Below are 17,738 nucleotides of genomic sequence, written 5' to 3'. Positions count from 1 at the left end.
GTTGATAGGCCGGATCTGGAAGCCAGGTAACTGGTGGAGGTGACCGGTACTAATAGGCCGAGGGCTTGTCCTCAGTTGCTCGCGTCCACTGTGTTGGTTCTGAAACCACGAACAGCCCCGCTATCGGTTAGCGGTCTGGTTGTCTGTTTCATAGTGTTTCGGTGGTCATAGCGTGAGGGAAACGCCCGGTTACATTCCGAACCCGGAAGCTAAGCCTCACAGCGCCGATGGTACTGCAGGGGGGACCCTGTGGGAGAGTAGGACGCCGCCGAACAAACATTGAAAGGGTTAGGCCCTGAACTTCGGTTCAGGGCCCAACCCTTTTTTATTTTGCTTAACTTGACGTTCACTTTGCGCACCGAGCATCCCAGCATGGGTACTGCTGCAATGCTCAGGGCCGCCGGCATCGGAGTCGGCGACGAGGTCATCGTGCCGGCCTTCGGGAACGCCGAGGTCGCCGAGGCCGTGACACTGGCCGGTGCGCTTCCGGTGTTCGCCGACATAGATCCGCTGACCTACTGCCTCGACGTGTCGGCGGTGGAAGCGGCCATAACGGACCGTTCGGCGGCGGTCGTTGTCGTACACCGATTCGGCCGGTGGGCCGACATCCCGCGGTTGCACGCGCTGGGGCAACGGCACGGACTGCTGGTCCTGGAGCAGGGCGAGTCCGAGGCGCCGTACGACGAGATCGCGCAGCGTCGGCAGCGGGCCGGCTACCTCGACGCGAAGTTGCGCGGGGTACGGACCCCGGACGGTGGCGACGGACACACCTACCAGCAGTACGTCGTACGGGTGCCCGGGAACGGCAGGCCCGACCGGGACGCCTTCGCTCGGGCCCTGCGCGGCAAGGGAGTTGACTGCCGGGTGCCGGTGAAGACGCCCGTGCACCGGCTGCCGGAGTTCCGGCGGTGCGTGTCCCTGCCGGAGACGGAACTGGCCGCCGACGAGACGCTGGCGCTGCCGGTGGACGCCTCGCTGACGAAGCGGGAGATGCAGCGGATCGTGTCCGCCTGCAACGCCCTCGGCGGACTGCTTCAGGCTGCCTTCTGAGCGAATTTGGGAACTCGGGCGTCATCGGGGTATGATCTATTCCGTTGCCGCGGGGGAAACCTCGAAAAGGCGACAGGCCCCTATAGCTCAGTCGGCAGAGCGTCTCCATGGTAAGGAGAAGGTCAACGGTTCGATTCCGTTTGGGGGCTCCGTCGAAAAGGCCCCACCCTCACGGGTGGGGCCTTTTTCATGCCCTTTTCCCCGGCCCGCTCAGTCCTTCTGGAGGCCGGGGACCCGCATCGCCAGAATGGCCATGTCGTCCGAGGGCGCGTCCGACGCGAAACGCTCCACCGCGCGCATGATGCGCGCGGCCACCGCGCCCGCCGTCAGTCCCGTGCAGGTCGTCAGCACGTCCGCTAGGCCGTCGTCGCCGAGCATGCGGGTGCCCTCCCGGCGTTCTGTCACCCCGTCCGTGACGCACAGCAGGACGTCGCCCGGGTCGAGCGTGACCGTCTGCTCGTAAAGGTCCAGGTCCTCGATGACGCCGAGGAGCGGCTGGGGTTCGGCGGCGGCCTCCACCGTGCCGTCCTGGCGCAGTCGCAGCGGGAGCGGATGGCCGGCGCACACCACCTTCATCTCGGCGCTGCCGTCCTCCTGGGGGCGCATCTCGCCGTACAGGAGGGTCAGGAAGCGGCTGCGGTCGCCCTCGTCGAGGATGGCCGAGTTGAGGCGCTCCAGCACGGCCGGTCCGCTGAGGCCCTCGCGGGCCAGCAGGCGCAGGGCGTGCCGGGCCAGGCCGGTCACCGCGGCCGCGTTCGGGCCCGTGCCGCAGACGTCGCCGATGGCGAAGCCGTACGCGCCGTCGGAGATGGGGAAGACGTCGTAGAAGTCACCGCCGACCTCGTTGCCCTCGCCGGCCGCGCGGTAGATGACCTCGACCTCCATGCCCTCGATGTGCGGGGTCCCCGGGGGCAGCAGGCTGCGCTGGAGGGCCTGGCTGATGGCGGTGCGCTCCGAGTACAGGCGGGCGTTGTCCAGGGCCAGGGCGGCACGGCGGGAGAGGTCCTCGGCGAGTTCCAGGATCTCCTGGCGGAAGTGTTCGTCGGTGGGTTTGCCGAGCGTCAGCATGCCGATGACGCGGTTACGGGCCACCAGGGGCAGGACGACGGTCTCGCCGCCGACGGCGGAGGCCGTGGCGAGGGTGGGGCCGATGCCGGAGGAGACCTGGCGGGTGGGGCCGCCGGTCAGGCCCAGGCTGCGCATGGAACTGCGCAGGGCCGCCTGGTGGGCGTGTTCCCCGGGGGCGGTCCAGACGCGGGCGCCGGGCGTGGGCACCGGGTCCGGCGGGGGCACCTTGGAGAGCAACGACTTGATGCCGTCGATGAGTTCCTCGTCCTCGTGCAGGACGTACGACAGGTACGGCTCGGAGGCCTGGTCGGCGATCGTGTAGACGGCGCACCAGGTGGCCAGGGTCGGGACCGTCATCTGCGCCATCAGGGCGAGGGTCTGGTCGCGGTCCAGGGTGCCGGCGAGCAGGTCGGAGGCCTCGACCAGGAAGCTGAGCGAGCCGCGGCGCAGCCGCTCCAGCTCGCCCAGGCGGGCCGACTCGACGGCCAGGGCGATGCGGTCGGCGGCGAACTGGAGGCGCAGCGCCTCCTCGTTGGAGTACCTGCCCGGAGCCTCCGCCGCGACGCCCAGGGATCCCGTCAGGCGGCCCTCGACCTTCAGCGGGACCGTCACGACCGAACGCATGCCGGTGCCTCCCAGGAGGGGCACGGCGCCGGGTACGGCCGTCAGATCGTCGTGCACGGCCGGCATGCGGGCCGAGCCGTAGCGGCCGGGGCCCGCTTCGACGGGCACGCGCGCGAAGCGCTGGCGTGCGGAGGGCAGGCCGGTGGAGGCGCGGACCTCCAGTTCGGTCTCGTCGTCGGTGGCGAGGAGCAGGAAGGCGGAGTCGCCGTCGAGCATGTCCCGGGCGCGTTCCACGGTGCGCTGGAGGAGGCCGTCGAGGTCGTCCGGCGCGGGGGAGCCGATGAACACCTCGAAGGGGTCCGCGCTCTGGCCGTCGGCGGTGCCGGTGGCGTCGGAGGCGGGGACGCGCAGCGGGGTCTGGAGGACGGCGCGTTCGTGGTCCCGTACGAGCAGGCAGACGGTGGAGGGTTCGCCGCCGGTGTCGCGGACTCTCAGGTGGGAGGCGTAGACGGGGGTGACGCGGCCGTCCGCGCCGCGGATGCCGTAGCTGCCCTCCCAGCGGGAGAGCTGGAGGGCCTCGGCGATGCCGGTGCCGGTCCCCGGGGTGTGCGGCCAGGCCGCGAGGTCGGTGAGGGGCTTTCCGGTGACCTCGGCGGCGGTGTGGCCGAAAATGTCCTCGGCGTCCTCGTTCCAGGCCGTCACGGAGCCCTTGCGGTCGATCTGGACGACCGCCACGCGGACCCGGCCGTCGGCGAGGGGCAGCAGGTCGGCGGGGAGGGACGGGCCGGCGGCGCGGGTGCCGACGGGGCGTTCGGGGAGGTCGAGCTGGAACCAGACGTTCTTGTGGGTGGGGGTGTACTCGACGCCCCAGCGGGCGGCGAGGGCCGCGCAGAGCTGGAGGCCGCGGCCGCCCTCCCGGTCGGGGCTGCCCATGTTGACGGCGGACCCCTGGAGCGGGACCTCGCGTTCCGGATAGCGGTCGGCGACCTCGATGCGTACGCCGTCCTCGGTGCGCAGGCACAGGACGTCGGCGTGGGTGCCCGCGTGCACCACGGCGTTGGTGACGAGTTCGCTGGTGAGGACCACGGCGTCGTCGACGATGTCGGCGAAGCCCCAGCCCTGGAGGGTGTCGCGGACGAAGGCCCGGGCGGTCGCGACCGATCGCCCGACGGGCTGGAAGGTGGCGGCCGCGCGCGCGGTGATCACTGAACTCCTCGTCCGGGTCTCGACGTGCGGGGTCTGCCGGCCGGTCGGCTCGTGCCGCTGCTGCGGCATGCGCTCGCCCGTGGGCCGTGGCTCCGGGTTGTGTCCCCCGGGGATCACTCCGGTGGTCATGGTCTGCGGCCGCCCCTCCGAATGCCCGCTCGTTCTCGTGCCACCGCCCAGGCCGGACGGACCGGTGCGGCTGGACAGCCGCATGCAAGGTTACTTACCTTCGCCGTCCGAGCGGATGCCGGTCGCCCGTGTTTACGCCCCAAGGGTGTGCGGACGATGTGCGAAGCTGCCGAACTGTTATGGCCTGGTTCGGTCGGGGTGAAACACTGGGCAAGCTTCTGTTGAAGGTCCGGTCAGCCTGAGTGCGTTCCGTGTACGGCGGGCAGCAGCCCCTGGTGTGACCGGATCGCATCTGGCAGAAATACGCAGCAGTAACTGGTACGCCGAGTATGGCGGTATCCGGGCACAGCAGTAACGGTCGACCCCTGCGGGAGGGACACAGTGGAGTCTGGCGCAGCGACGCGGAGCACTCAGGCGCGCGCGAAAGGCGGACCGTCCCTGAGCAGGCGGCGGGGCGGCGGCGGGACCACGGAGGTGGACTCGGCGTCTCTGGACCGGTTGCTGGTGGCTCTGGTGGCCATGCGGGACGGGAACTTCCGCAAGCGGCTCACGGTGTCCGGGGACGGCGTGATGTCGGAGATCGCGGCGGTCTTCAACGAGGTGGCCGACCGCAATCTCCACCTCACGGGTGAGTTGTCGCGGGTACGGCGTGTCGTCGGACGTGAGGGAAAACTCACGGAGCGGCTGGAAACGGGCGCCTGTGAGGGTTCCTGGGCGGCGGCGATCGACAATTCGAACGACCTGGTCGACGACCTGGTGCGGCCGGTCTCCGAGGTGGGCCGGGTCCTGACCGCGGTGGCCGAGGGCGATCTGTCGCCGCGGATGGAGCTGCGGACGCCGTCGGCGGACGGGGCCGGGCATCCGCTGCGCGGCGAGTTTCTCAAGGTCGGCCGCACTGTCAACAACCTGGTCGACCAGTTGTCGACGTTCACCGACGAGGTCACGCGGGTGGCCAGTGAGGTGGGCACCGAGGGCAAGCTGGGCGGGCAGGCACGCGTGCGTGGTATGTCGGGTTCCTGGCGGGACCTGACGGACTCGGTGAACACGATGGCGTACCGGTTGACGGCGCAGGTGCGGGACATCGCGCTGGTGACGACCGCGGTCGCCAAGGGTGATCTGTCACGGAAGGTCACCGTGCAGGTGGCCGGCGAGATGCTGGAGCTGAAGGAAACCGTCAACACGATGGTGGACCAGCTGTCGGCGTTCTCCTCGGAGGTGACGCGGGTCGCCCGTGAGGTGGGTACGGACGGCATCCTGGGCGGTCAGGCGCACGTACCGGGTGTCGCGGGTACGTGGAAGGAGCTCACGGACTCCGTCAACACCATGGCCGGCAACCTGACGGCGCAGGTGCGTGGGATCTCGGAGGTGACCACGGCGGTCGCCAACGGTGACCTGTCGCGCAAGGTGACCGTTCCGGCGCGCGGTGAGGTCGCGCAGCTCGCCGAGACGATCAACCAGATGACCGAGACGCTGCGGATCTTCGCGGACGAGGTCACGCGGGTGGCCAACGAGGTCGGTGGCGAGGGGCGGCTCGGCGGGCAGGCGAACGTGCCGGGGGCGGCGGGTACCTGGAAGGACCTGACGGATTCCGTCAACACGGTCTTCAGGAATCTGACCACCCAGGTGCGTGACATCGCCGCGGTGACGACGGCGGTGGCCAACGGTGACCTGTCGCAGAAGGTCACCGTGGATGTGGCCGGCGAGATGCTGGAGCTCAAGAACACCGTCAACGGCATGGTTGATCAACTGTCGTCGTTCGGTGCCGAGGTCACCCGGGTGGCCCGGGAGGTCGGTGTCGAGGGTGAGCTGGGCGGTCAGGCGCAGGTGCCGGGGGCGGCGGGTACCTGGAAGGACCTGACGGACTCCGTCAACACGGCGTTCCGCAACCTGACCGGTCAGGTGCGCAACATCGCCCAGGTGACGACGGCGGTGGCCAACGGCGACCTCTCGCAGAAGGTCACGGTCGACGTCTCGGGCGAGATGCTGAAGCTGAAGAACACCGTGAACACGATGGTGGACCAGCTGTCGAGCTTCGCCGACCAGGTGACGCGGATGGCCAGGGACGTGGGCACGGAGGGCCGGCTGGGAGGGCAGGCCCGGGTGGACGGTGTCTCGGGCACCTGGAAGGAACTCACGGACTCCGTCAACTTCATGGCGGGCAACCTCACCTCGCAGGTGCGGCAGATCGCCCAGGTGACGACGGCGGTGGCGCGGGGCGACCTGTCCCAGAAGATCGACGTCGACGCGCGCGGTGAGATCCTCGAGCTGAAGAACACGATCAACACGATGGTTGATCAACTGTCGGCCTTCGCGGATCAGGTCACGAAGGTGGCCCGTGAGGTGGGTACGGAGGGTCGCCTCGGCGGGCAGGCGCAGGTGCCGGGTGTGGCCGGGGTGTGGCGGGACCTGACGGATTCCGTGAACGGCATGGCCGGCAACCTGACGGCGCAGGTCCGCAACATCGCGCAGGTGGCGACTGCGGTGGCCCGGGGTGACCTCTCCCAGAAGATCACCGTGGACGCGCGCGGTGAGATCCAGGAGCTGAAGAACACCCTGAACACGATGGTGGACCAGCTGTCGTCGTTCGCCCAGGAGGTCACGCGCGTGGCGCGCGAGGTGGGCACCGAGGGCATCCTGGGCGGTCAGGCCGAGGTGCAGGGGGTGGCGGGCACCTGGAAGGACCTCACCCAGTCCGTGAACTTCATGGCGAACAACCTGACCAGCCAGGTGCGCAACATCGCCGAGGTCACGACGGCGGTCGCGAAGGGCGACCTGTCGAAGAAGATCACTGTTGACGCGAAGGGCGAGATCCTCGAGCTCGTCACGACGGTCAACACGATGGTGGACCAGCTGTCCAGCTTCGCCGAGCAGGTGACCCGGGTGGCCCGTGAGGTGGGTACCGAGGGCATCCTGGGTGGTCAGGCGCGCGTTCCGGGTGTCACGGGCATCTGGAAGGACCTCAGCGACAACGTGAACCTGATGGCCAACAACCTGACCATGCAGGTGCGGAACATCTCCCAGGTCTCGGCGGCGGTCGCCAACGGTGACCTGACGCGGCAGGTGACCATCGAGGCGAGCGGTGAGGTGGCGCAGCTCGCCGACACCATCAACCAGATGGTGAAGACGCTGAGTTCGTTCGCCGACCAGGTCACCAAGGTGGCCCGTGAGGTGGGTACGGACGGCATCCTGGGTGGTCAGGCGCACGTACCGGGTGTGGCGGGTACGTGGAAGGACCTCACCGAGTCGGTGAACCAGATGGCGTCCAACCTGACCGGGCAGGTGCGCAACATCGCGATGGTGACGACGGCCATCGCCAAGGGCGACCTGACCAAGAAGATCGACATCGATGCGCGCGGTGAGATCCTCGAACTGAAGACGACGATCAACACGATGGTCGACCAGCTGTCCAGCTTCGCCGAGGAGGTCACCCGGGTGGCCCGCGAGGTGGGCACCGAAGGGGAGCTGGGCGGTCAGGCACGCGTGCGTGACGTGGACGGCACCTGGCGCGACCTCACCGAGTCCGTGAACGAGATGGCCGGGAACCTGACCCGGCAGGTGCGCGCCATCATGCGGGTGGCGACCGCGGTGACCCGTGGCGATCTGAACCTGAAGATCGACGTGGACGCCTCCGGCGAGATCCTGCAATTGCAGGACTACATCAACAAGATGATCGCGAACCTGCGGGACACCACGATCGCCAACGAGGAGCAGGACTGGCTCAAGGGCAACCTGGCGCGTATCTCCGCGCTGATGCAGGGCCGCCGGGACCTGGCGGACGTGGCCGCGCTCATCATGAGCGAGCTGACGCCGGTGGTCTCCGCGCAGCACGGCGCGTTCTTCCTGGCGATGCCGCTGGTCGACGGCAAGGACCTGAGCGCGGAGAGCGAGGAGGCGTACGAGCTGCGGATGCTGGGTTCGTACGGTTACTCGATGGGCTCCATGCCGACGTCGTTCCGGCCGGGTGAGGCGCTGATCGGCACGGCCGCCCACGAGAAGCGCACGATCCTGGTGGAGAAGGCGCCGACCGGTTATCTGAAGATCTCCTCGGGGCTGGGCGAGGCTCCGCCGGCGCAGGTGATCGTGCTTCCGGTGCTGTTCGAGGGCAAGGTGCTCGGCGTGATCGAGCTGGCCTCGTTCACGCCGTTCACGCAGATCCAGAAGGACTTCCTGAACCAGATCGCCGAGATGATCGCGACCAGCGTCAACACCATCTCGGTGAACACCAAGACCGAGGTGCTGCTGAAGCAGTCGCAGGAGCTGACCGAGCAACTTCAGGAGCGGTCGGCGGAGTTGGAGAACCGGCAGAAGGCCCTGCAGGCGTCCAACGCCGAACTGGAGGAGAAGGCGGAGCTGCTGGCCCAGCAGAACCGGGACATCGAGGTGAAGAACACCGAGATCGAGGAGGCCCGGCAGGTCCTGGAGGAGCGTGCCGAGCAACTGGCGGTCTCCATGCGCTACAAGAGCGAGTTCCTCGCCAACATGTCGCACGAGCTGCGCACCCCGCTCAACTCGCTGCTGATCCTGGCCAAGCTGCTCGCAGACAACGCCGAGGGCAATCTGTCGCCGAAGCAGGTGGAGTTCGCCGAGACCATCCACGGCGCCGGTTCCGACCTGCTGCAGCTGATCAACGACATCCTCGACCTGTCGAAGGTGGAGGCGGGCAAGATGGACGTCTCGCCGACGCGTATCGCGCTCGTCCAGCTCGTGGACTACGTGGAGGCGACCTTCCGGCCGCTGACCGCGGAGAAGGGCCTGGACCTGTCGGTGCGGGTCTCGCCGGAGCTCCCCGCCACCTTGCACACCGACGAGCAGCGGCTCCTCCAGGTGCTGCGCAACCTGCTGTCCAACGCGGTGAAGTTCACCGACTCCGGTTCGGTGGAGCTGGTGATCCGGCCGGCGAGCGGCGAGGTGCCGGTGGGGATCCGGGAACAGCTTCTGGAGGCCGGTTCGCTCAGCGATCCGGAGGCACCGCTGATCGCGTTCTCGGTGACCGACACCGGCATCGGCATCGCGGCCAGCAAGATGCGTGTGATCTTCGAGGCGTTCAAGCAGGCCGACGGCACGACGAGCCGCAAGTACGGGGGTACGGGCCTGGGGCTGTCGATCTCGCGGGAGATCGCGCAGCTGCTCGGTGGTGAGATCCACGCGCAGAGCGAGCCGGGCCGTGGTTCGACGTTCACGCTGTACCTGCCGCTGCACCCGAGTGAGCTGCCGCCGCAGGGCTACCAGCAGTCCGTGCCCGCGCTGGAGGCCGGGGACCTGGTGGCCTCGCAGAACCGCAGCTCGGAGCTGTCGGGGGTGGAGATCGAGACGCCGGCCGAGGTGAAGTCGTACCAGGAGACCCAGAACGGTGCCGCCGCGCTCTTCCGGCGGCGGCGCCGGGGTGCTCCCCAGGTGCCCGAGACCTGGCCGGTGCTGGCCGAGCAGGAGGTGGCGGCCCCGCAGCCGCGCCAGGGGGTGCGGTTCGGCGGGGAGAAGGTGCTGATCGTCGACGACGACATCCGCAACGTCTTCGCGCTCACCAGCGTCCTGGAGCAGCACGGACTGTCGGTGCTGTACGCCGAGAACGGCCGGGAGGGCATCGAGGTGCTGGAACAGCACGAGGACGTGGCGGTCGTGCTGATGGACATCATGATGCCGGAGATGGACGGCTATGCGACGACCAACGCGATCCGCCGGATGCCGCAGTTCGCCGGGCTGCCGATCATCGCGCTCACCGCGAAGGCGATGAAGGGCGACCGGGAGAAGGCGATCGAGTCGGGTGCCTCCGACTACGTCACCAAGCCGGTCGATCCTGATCATCTTCTGGCGGTGATGGAGCAGTGGATGCGCGGGGAGTGACCGAAACGATCAGGTGTGAGGTGAACGGTGTGGGAACCTTCCGTGAGCGCGGGAAGTTGTTGACTCACGGTGGCCGAACCCGTGTAGAAGTGCGGGATTGGGGGAACCTTCTGGTCTCCGGCTGCGTTTCTGCTACGTGCACAGTGACATCGCGGTGACAGGGTGTGGCGACGGGCGGGGTGCGGCTACCATGACCGGCACAAGGACGGGCGGCGAAACGGAGTCGTCCCCTGGGGCGGCGCCCGGTGCACATCCGGGGCGAGGAGGGCGGGCCATGGTGCAGAAGGCCAAGATCCTCCTGGTCGATGACCGGCCGGAGAATCTGCTGGCGCTGGAGGCCATCCTCTCTGCGCTCGATCAGACACTGGTGCGGGCATCGTCCGGGGAGGAAGCGCTCAAGGCACTGCTCACGGACGACTTCGCGGTCATTCTGCTGGACGTCCAGATGCCGGGCATGGACGGTTTTGAGACCGCGGCGCACATCAAGCGGCGGGAGCGGACCCGGGACATCCCGATCATCTTCCTCACCGCCATCAACCACGGCCCCCACCACACCTTCCGGGGCTATGCGGCGGGCGCGGTCGACTACATCTCCAAGCCCTTCGACCCGTGGGTGCTGCGCGCCAAGGTCTCGGTCTTCGTCGAGCTGTACATGAAGAACTGCCAGCTCCGCGAGCAGGCGGCGCTGCTGCGGCTGCAGTTGGAGGGCGGTGGCAAGGGCGACGCGGTGGCCGGCAAGGAGTCCGCGGGGCTGCTCGCCGAGCTGTCGGCGCGGCTCGCCGCCGTCGAGGAGCAGGCCGAGGCGCTGTCCAAGCAGCTGGACGACGAGTCGGCGGACGCGGCCGCGGTGGCCACGGCTGCCCATCTGGAGCGCAAACTCACCGGCCTGCGGCGGGCGCTCGACGCCCTCGAACCGGGTACGGGCGGCGGTGGCGCACCGCTCCCCGCGCAGAACTGACCGCGGCGGCGGACACAGTTGCCCATGAGCCTGCGTCAGTTCCGTGCCCCGGCAAGGGCGACACGAACGGGTGAAGCAGTGGGCACACGTGTCCCCCGTCGCATCCCCCGGTAACCTCACACCCATGGCCTCACGTCCCTCGGCAGCCAAGAAGCAGCCCGCGAAGAAGGCCGCTCCCTCGAAGGCTCCGGTGAAGAGGGCCGCCGCGAAGAAGGCCCCGGCCAAGAAGGCGCCAGCCAAGAGGACCGCGGCGAAGAAGTCCGCCCCACCGCCCAGGCCGGCGCCCAGCCCCACCGGAGGCGTCGTCCGCCTGGTGCGCGCCCTCTGGCTCGGCCTCGCGCACGCCGTCGGCGCCGTGTTCCGCGGCATAGGACAGGGAGCTAGGAACCTGGACCCGGCCCACCGCAAGGACGGTGTCGCCCTGCTGCTGCTCGCCCTCGCCCTGATCGTCGCCGCCGGCACCTGGGCGGACCTGCGCGGCCCGGTCGGCGACCTGGTGGAGATCCTCGTCACCGGCGCCTTCGGGCGCCTCGACCTGCTGGTGCCGATACTGCTCGCGGTGATCGCCGTACGGTTCATGCGCCACCCCGAGCAGCCGGAGGCCAACGGCCGGATCGTGATCGGGCTGTCCGCGCTGGTCGTCGGCGTGCTCGGGCAGGTCCACATCGCCTGCGGCTCACCCGCCCGCAGCGACGGCATGCAGGGCATAAGGGATGCCGGCGGCCTCATCGGCTGGGCGGCGGCGACCCCGCTGACGTACACCATGACCGAGGTCCTCGCCGTGCCCCTGCTGGTGCTGCTCACGGTCTTCGGGCTGCTGGTCGTCACGGCGACCCCGGTGAACGCGATCCCGCAGCGGCTGCGTGCGCTGGGCGTGCGCCTCGGTCTGCTGCACGACCCCGAACCGTACGACTACCCCGAGTACACCGAGGACGACGAGCGCTACGACGACCAGTGGCGCGAGGCGTTGCCCGCGCGCCCCCGCAAGCGCGCCGGCGCCCCGGCGGAGTACGACCCCGACACCGCCGAGCAGGAGGCGCTCAGCAAGCGCCGGGGCCGCCCGAGGCGCTCCGCGGTGCCGCAGCCCGACATGGGCCGCCGGCTGGACGCGGTGGACGTCGCGGCGGCGGCCGCCGCCGCGCTCGACGGCGCGGTCCTGCACGGCATGCCGCCCTCGCCGCTCGTCGCCGACCTCACCCAGGGCGTCGGCGCCGGCGACCGCGAGGAGACCACGCCCGCGCCCACGCCCGTACCCGTGCCGGTCCCCAACCCGGTCCCGGCGGCGCGGCCCAAGCAGGAGAAGCTCACGGGCGAACCGGTCGTCGCGGACCTGACGAAGCCGGCCCCCGAGGAACCCCGCGACCTGCCCCCGCGCGCCGAGCAGCTCCAGCTCTCCGGCGACATCACCTACGCGCTGCCCTCGCTGGACCTGCTCACCCGCGGCGGCCCCGGCAAGGCCCGCAGCGCGGCCAACGACGCCGTCGTCGCCTCCCTCACCACCGTCTTCTCGGAGTTCAAGGTCGACGCGCGCGTCACCGGCTTCACCCGCGGACCGACGGTCACCCGGTACGAGGTGGAACTCGGCCCCGCCGTGAAGGTCGAGCGGATCACGGCGCTCACCAAGAACATCGCGTACGCCGTCGCCAGCCCGGACGTGCGGATCATCAGCCCGATCCCCGGCAAGTCCGCGGTCGGCATCGAGATCCCCAACACCGACCGGGAGATGGTCAACCTCGGTGACGTGCTGCGGCTCGCCGAGTCCGCCGAGGACGACGACCCGATGCTGGTCGCCTTCGGCAAGGACGTCGAGGGCGGCTACGTCATGCACTCGCTGGCGAAGATGCCGCACATGCTGGTCGCGGGCGCCACCGGCTCCGGCAAGTCGTCCTGCATCAACTGCCTGATCACCTCGGTCATGATGCGGGCCACCCCGGAGGACGTGCGGATGGTCCTCGTCGACCCCAAGCGCGTCGAGCTGACCGCCTACGAGGGCATCCCGCACCTCATCACGCCGATCATCACCAACCCCAAGCGGGCCGCCGAGGCGCTCCAGTGGGTGGTGCGCGAGATGGACCTGCGCTACGACGACCTGGCCGCGTTCGGGTTCCGGCACATCGACGACTTCAACAAGGCGATCCGCGAGGGCAAGGTGAAGCTGCCCGAGGGCAGCGAGCGGGAGCTCAGCCCGTACCCGTACCTGCTGGTGATCGTCGACGAGCTGGCCGACCTGATGATGGTCGCCCCGCGTGACGTCGAGGACGCCATCGTGCGCATCACGCAGCTCGCGCGGGCCGCCGGTATCCACCTGGTGCTCGCCACCCAGCGCCCGTCGGTCGACGTCGTCACCGGTCTGATCAAGGCGAACGTGCCCTCCCGGCTCGCCTTCGCCACCTCCTCGCTCGCCGACAGCCGGGTCATCCTCGACCAGCCCGGCGCGGAGAAGCTGATCGGCAAGGGCGACGGGCTCTTCCTGCCGATGGGGGCGAACAAGCCGACCCGTATGCAGGGCGCGTTCGTCACCGAGGAGGAGGTCGCGGCGATCGTCCAGCACTGCAAGGACCAGATGGCGCCCGTCTTCCGGGACGACGTCACGGTGGGTACCAAGCAGAAGAAGGAGATCGACGAGGACATCGGCGACGACCTCGACCTGCTGTGCCAGGCGGCCGAGCTGGTCGTCTCCACGCAGTTCGGCTCGACGTCCATGCTCCAGCGCAAGCTGCGCGTCGGTTTCGCCAAGGCCGGCCGGCTCATGGACCTCATGGAGTCGCGCGGGGTCGTCGGGCCCAGCGAGGGGTCCAAGGCACGTGATGTTCTTGTGAAACCCGATGAGCTGGACGGAGTGCTCGCCGTGATCCGTGGGGAGTCTGAAGGGTAGGTCTGTCTCAGGGGCACGGGCGCCTGTAGGCCGGGTGGAGGCATGTCGTGATCCACCCGTTAGAGATCGTCGGGCAACCGTTTCCCTTTGACGTACGTCAAGTTGAGCGAGAGGAAAGGTGTGTACTCCATCTTGGGGCGCACACCTGACCTGTCATCGGGGTGTCCGGCCATACCGATGGCGTAGAAAGTCGTATCGTCCGGTTGCCTCACCCTTTCGTACCCCCCCTAGACTGAACCTCCAGCACAGGCGGCTAAACGCTCGAAAGGCGCCCCCGTGTCCATCGGCAGCAACTCCCCTGAAGACGAGCGTCCGTTCCCAGACGTGTCCGAGGAAGACCGCCCCTCCGTAGGCCGAGCCCTCAAGCAGGCCCGCATCGCCGCCGGGCTGACCGTCGACGACATCAGCGGGAGGACCCGGGTCCGGATCGCCATCGTGCACGCCATCGAGGCCGACGACTTCGCCCCCTGCGGCGGCGACGTCTACGCCCGCGGGCACATCCGGACCCTGGCCAGGGCCGTCGGTCTCGACCCCGAGCCGCTGCTCGAGCAGTTCGCGGCCGAGCACGGTGGTGGGCGGCCCGCGCCGACGCCCGCCGCACCGCTGTTCGAGGCGGAACGCATCCGGCCCGAGCGGCGCGGACCCAACTGGACGGCGGCCATGGTCGCCGCGATCGTCGTCGTGATCGGTTTCGTCGGCTTCACCGCCTTCAAGGGTGGTGGCGACGACGCCAAGCAGTCGGTCGCCGAGGGGGCCACCCCGTCGACCAGCAAGCCGGCCTCGCCCACCCCGAAGGAGAGCAAGCCCGGCAGGGCCCCCGAGCCCTCCGACAGCGCGATCGCCGCCGCGCCCCAGGACAAGGTCACCGTCCAGGTCAGCGCGGCCAACGGACGCAGCTGGATCTCGGCCAAGGATCACAACGGCCGGATGCTCTTCGACGGGCTCCTCAAGAAGGGCGACTCCAAGACCTTCCAGGACAGCTCCAAGATCAACCTGATCCTCGGCGACGCCGGAGCCATCCAGCTCTACGTCAACGGCAAGAAGATCGAGGACCAGTTCCAGCCGGGCGCCGTGGAGCGCCTGACGTACACCAAGGGCGACCCGGAAGTCGGATAAGCGTTCGGATCGAGCACGAACCCAAGGGGTTGGCCATGATCGGCCAGCCCCTTCGACGTGGGCTGTCGGTGAGACAAAGTAGTCTTGAGCCCATGCCTGAACGCCGTACCGTCGCACTTGTCACTCTCGGCTGCGCCCGTAACGAGGTGGACTCGGAGGAGCTCGCAGGCCGTTTGGAGGCGGACGGCTGGCACCTCGTCGAGGACGCGTCGGACGCCGACGTCGCCGTCGTCAACACCTGTGGCTTCGTCGAGGCCGCCAAGAAGGACTCCGTGGACGCCCTCCTGGAGGCCAACGACCTCAAGGGCCACGGCAGAACCCAGGCCGTCGTGGCGGTGGGCTGCATGGCCGAGCGGTACGGCAAGGAACTCGCCGAGGCGCTGCCCGAGGCCGACGGCGTGCTCGGCTTCGACGACTACGCCGACATCTCCGACCGGCTGCAGACGATCCTCAGCGGTGGCATCCACGCCGCCCACACTCCGCGCGACCGACGCAAGCTGCTGCCCATCAGCCCGGCCGAGCGACAGGACTCGGCCGCCTCGGTGGCACTGCCGGGACACGCGCCTGCCGACCTCCCGGAGGGCATCGCGCCCGCCTCCGGGCCGCGTGCGCCCCTGCGCCGGCGCCTGGACGGCTCCCCGGTCGCCTCCGTGAAGCTCGCCTCCGGCTGCGACCGGCGCTGCTCCTTCTGCGCCATCCCGTCCTTCCGGGGCTCCTTCATCTCGCGCCGCCCCAGCGACGTGCTGAACGAGACCCGGTGGCTGGCCGAGCAGGGCGTCAAGGAGGTCATGCTGGTCTCCGAGAACAACACCTCCTACGGCAAGGACCTCGGCGACATCCGTCTCCTGGAGTCCCTGCTGCCCGAGCTGGCCGAGGTCGACGGCATCGAGCGGGTGCGCGTCAGCTACCTCCAGCCCGCCGAGATGCGCCCCGGCCTGATCGACGTGCTGACCTCCACCCCGAGGGTCGCCCCCTACTTCGACCTGTCCTTCCAGCACTCCGCCCCCGGCGTGCTGCGGGCCATGCGGCGCTTCGGCGACACCGACCGCTTCCTGGAACTGCTCGACACCATCCGCGGCAAGGCCCCGCAGGCCGGTGTCCGCTCCAACTTCATCGTCGGCTTCCCCGGTGAGTCCGAGTCCGACCTGGCCGAGCTGGAGCGCTTCCTGAACGGCGCCCGGCTGGACGCCATCGGTGTCTTCGGCTACTCCGACGAGGAGGGCACCGAGGCGGCCACCTACGAGAACAAGCTCGACGAGGACGTCGTCGCCGAGCGCCTCGCGCACATCTCCCAGCTCGCCGAGGAACTCGTCTCGCAGCGCTCCGAGGAGCGCGTCGGCGAGACCCTGCACGTCCTCGTGGAGTCCGTGGACGAGGAGGACGGCGTGTACGGCCGGGCGGCCCACCAGGCGCCCGAGACCGACGGACAGGTGCTGCTCACGAGCGGCGAGGGACTGCGTCCCGGTCGTATGGTCGAGGCCAAGGTGGTCGGTACGGAAGGTGTCGACCTGGTGGCCGAGCCGTTGCGGGGCTCGGCCGAGTGGAGCGAGGAGGACGGCAGATGACCGGAGTCCCGGCGTCCGCCGCGGGCGGTCCCTCCGGCGCGCACGGCGCCGCGGGCTCCGCCGCCACCTCCGGTCCCACCTCCGCCCAGGGCAGTGCCCAGGACGTCGCGCAGAGCGGCGCGCAGCGCGACTCGCAGAACGGGGAGAAGCCGCCGCGCGGCGGGAAGATCACGGCCGCCGCCGTCAACCAGGCCAGCGTGTGGAACGTCGCCAACCTGCTGACCATGCTGCGGCTGGTCCTGGTGCCCGGCTTCGTCGCGCTGATGCTCGCCGACGGCGGATACGACCCGGCATGGCGCTCGCTCGCCTGGGCGGCCTTCGCCATCGCCATGATCACCGACCTGTTCGACGGCCACCTGGCCCGTACCTACAACCTGGTCACCGACTTCGGCAAGATCGCCGACCCCATCGCCGACAAGGCGATCATGGGAGCGGCGCTGGTCTGCCTGTCCGCGCTGGGCGACCTGCCCTGGTGGGTGACGATCGTGATCCTGGCCCGGGAACTCGGCATCACGCTCATGCGTTTCGTCGTCATCCGCTACGGCGTGATCCCGGCCAGTCGCGGCGGCAAGCTCAAGACCCTCACCCAGGGCGTGGCCGTCGGGATGTACGTGCTGGCACTGACGGGATGGCTGGCGACCCTGAGGTTCTGGGTGATGGCAGTGGCCGTCGTCCTGACGGTCGTCACGGGCCTCGACTATGTGAGACAGGCCATTGTGCTGCGGCGGCAGGGGATCGCCGAGCGGACAACGGCCTCGGAGGAGACGGAAGCGTGAATTCCACGGCCGCCGAACTGGTGCGACTACTGACGGTGAGAGGCCAGAGCCTGGCTGTGGCCGAGTCGCTGACCGGTGGACTGGTCGCGGCCGAGATCACCACGGTCCCGGGGGCCTCCAAGGCGTTCCGGGGTTCCGTCACCGCCTATGCCACCGAGCTGAAGCACGAGCTGCTCGGTGTCGACGCCACCCTGCTGGCCCAGCGCGGAGCGGTGGATCCGCAGGTCGCGGCCCAGATGGCCGCCGGGGTACGCAAGGCGCTCGGTGCCGACTGGGGTCTCGCGACCACCGGCGTCGCCGGACCCGAACCGCAGGACGGCCGCCCTGTGGGCACCGTGTTCGTGGCCGTCGACGGCCCCTTCGCGGCGCATTCCGGTTCTGCCGGCGGCGGAAAAGTGGCGGCCCTGCGGTTGAACGGCGACCGTGCGGAAATTCGTAGAGAGAGTGTACGGAGCGTACTCGCGCTGCTCCTGAAGGAGCTTGCGAACGAACAGACCGGGAATGAGCGGACACAGGATACGGAACAGAACGGGGGGTTTTGATGTTTGCAGCCCTGAGTGAACACGACATCGCTCCCCGCACGGCCGCGG

9 protein-coding genes, 1 tRNA gene and 1 rRNA gene are annotated in these 17,738 nt (G+C 69.3%); 10 read left to right on the top strand and 1 reads right to left on the bottom strand.

Annotation, left to right across the window (positions count from 1 at the left end):
* Window positions 1–157 precede the first annotated feature (157 nt).
* From rrf to AB0958_RS29450, 3 genes are all read left to right on the top strand, one after another.
* A 5S ribosomal RNA gene (gene rrf, locus AB0958_RS29460) occupies window positions 158–274 on the top strand.
* Between the two features lie 113 nt (window positions 275–387).
* Window positions 388–1,050, top strand: a complete 663-nt coding sequence (locus tag AB0958_RS29455) for a DegT/DnrJ/EryC1/StrS family aminotransferase (RefSeq protein WP_366893515.1) — start codon at window positions 388–390, stop codon at window positions 1,048–1,050.
* A gap of 76 nt (window positions 1,051–1,126) precedes the next feature.
* A tRNA-Thr gene (locus tag AB0958_RS29450) sits at window positions 1,127–1,199 on the top strand.
* A 61-nt stretch (window positions 1,200–1,260) separates the two neighbouring features.
* Here the strand turns inward: AB0958_RS29450 and AB0958_RS29445 are convergent.
* Complete coding sequence (locus AB0958_RS29445) at window positions 1,261–4,017, bottom strand: SpoIIE family protein phosphatase (protein ID WP_366893513.1); 2,757 nt, start codon at window positions 4,015–4,017, stop codon at window positions 1,261–1,263.
* 381 nt (window positions 4,018–4,398) lie between these two features.
* Between AB0958_RS29445 and AB0958_RS29440 the strand changes: the two genes are divergently transcribed.
* The 7 genes from AB0958_RS29440 (at window position 4,399) to AB0958_RS29410 (ending at window position 17,690) form a co-directional block, all read left to right on the top strand.
* Window positions 4,399–9,858 carry a HAMP domain-containing protein gene (locus tag AB0958_RS29440; protein WP_366893512.1) on the top strand — a complete coding sequence of 1,820 codons (5,460 nt, stop codon included), beginning with the start codon at window positions 4,399–4,401 and terminating at the stop codon, window positions 9,856–9,858.
* A 274-nt stretch (window positions 9,859–10,132) separates the two neighbouring features.
* Window positions 10,133–10,816, top strand: a complete 684-nt coding sequence (locus AB0958_RS29435) for a response regulator (protein WP_366893511.1) — start codon at window positions 10,133–10,135, stop codon at window positions 10,814–10,816.
* A gap of 124 nt (window positions 10,817–10,940) precedes the next feature.
* The gene (locus AB0958_RS29430; RefSeq protein WP_366893510.1) at window positions 10,941–13,691 is read left to right on the top strand and encodes a DNA translocase FtsK; all 2,751 of its coding nucleotides are present in this window, start codon (window positions 10,941–10,943) and stop codon (window positions 13,689–13,691) included.
* 276 nt (window positions 13,692–13,967) lie between these two features.
* Entirely contained in the window at window positions 13,968–14,807 is an 840-nt protein-coding gene (locus tag AB0958_RS29425; RefSeq protein WP_366893509.1) for a RodZ domain-containing protein, read from the top strand.
* A gap of 92 nt (window positions 14,808–14,899) precedes the next feature.
* Window positions 14,900–16,372, top strand: a complete 1,473-nt coding sequence (gene rimO / locus AB0958_RS29420; RefSeq protein WP_366893508.1) for a 30S ribosomal protein S12 methylthiotransferase RimO — start codon at window positions 14,900–14,902, stop codon at window positions 16,370–16,372.
* Window positions 16,369–17,148 (top strand): CDP-diacylglycerol--glycerol-3-phosphate 3-phosphatidyltransferase, encoded by a 780-nt coding sequence (pgsA, locus tag AB0958_RS29415; protein WP_366893507.1) that lies wholly within the window; start codon window positions 16,369–16,371, stop codon window positions 17,146–17,148. Before rimO ends, pgsA begins: the two co-directional genes overlap by 4 nt.
* The gene (locus AB0958_RS29410; protein ID WP_366893506.1) at window positions 17,145–17,690 is read left to right on the top strand and encodes a CinA family protein; all 546 of its coding nucleotides are present in this window, start codon (window positions 17,145–17,147) and stop codon (window positions 17,688–17,690) included. Before pgsA ends, AB0958_RS29410 begins: the two co-directional genes overlap by 4 nt.
* Window positions 17,691–17,738 lie beyond the last annotated feature (48 nt).

The sequence above is a fragment of the Streptomyces sp. NPDC006655 genome, from assembly GCF_040703965.1.
Classification (GTDB): Bacteria; Actinomycetota; Actinomycetes; order Streptomycetales; family Streptomycetaceae; genus Streptomyces.
The sequence above is the reverse complement of the archived record's forward strand: the minus strand, read 5'-3'. Positions and strand labels throughout refer to the sequence as shown.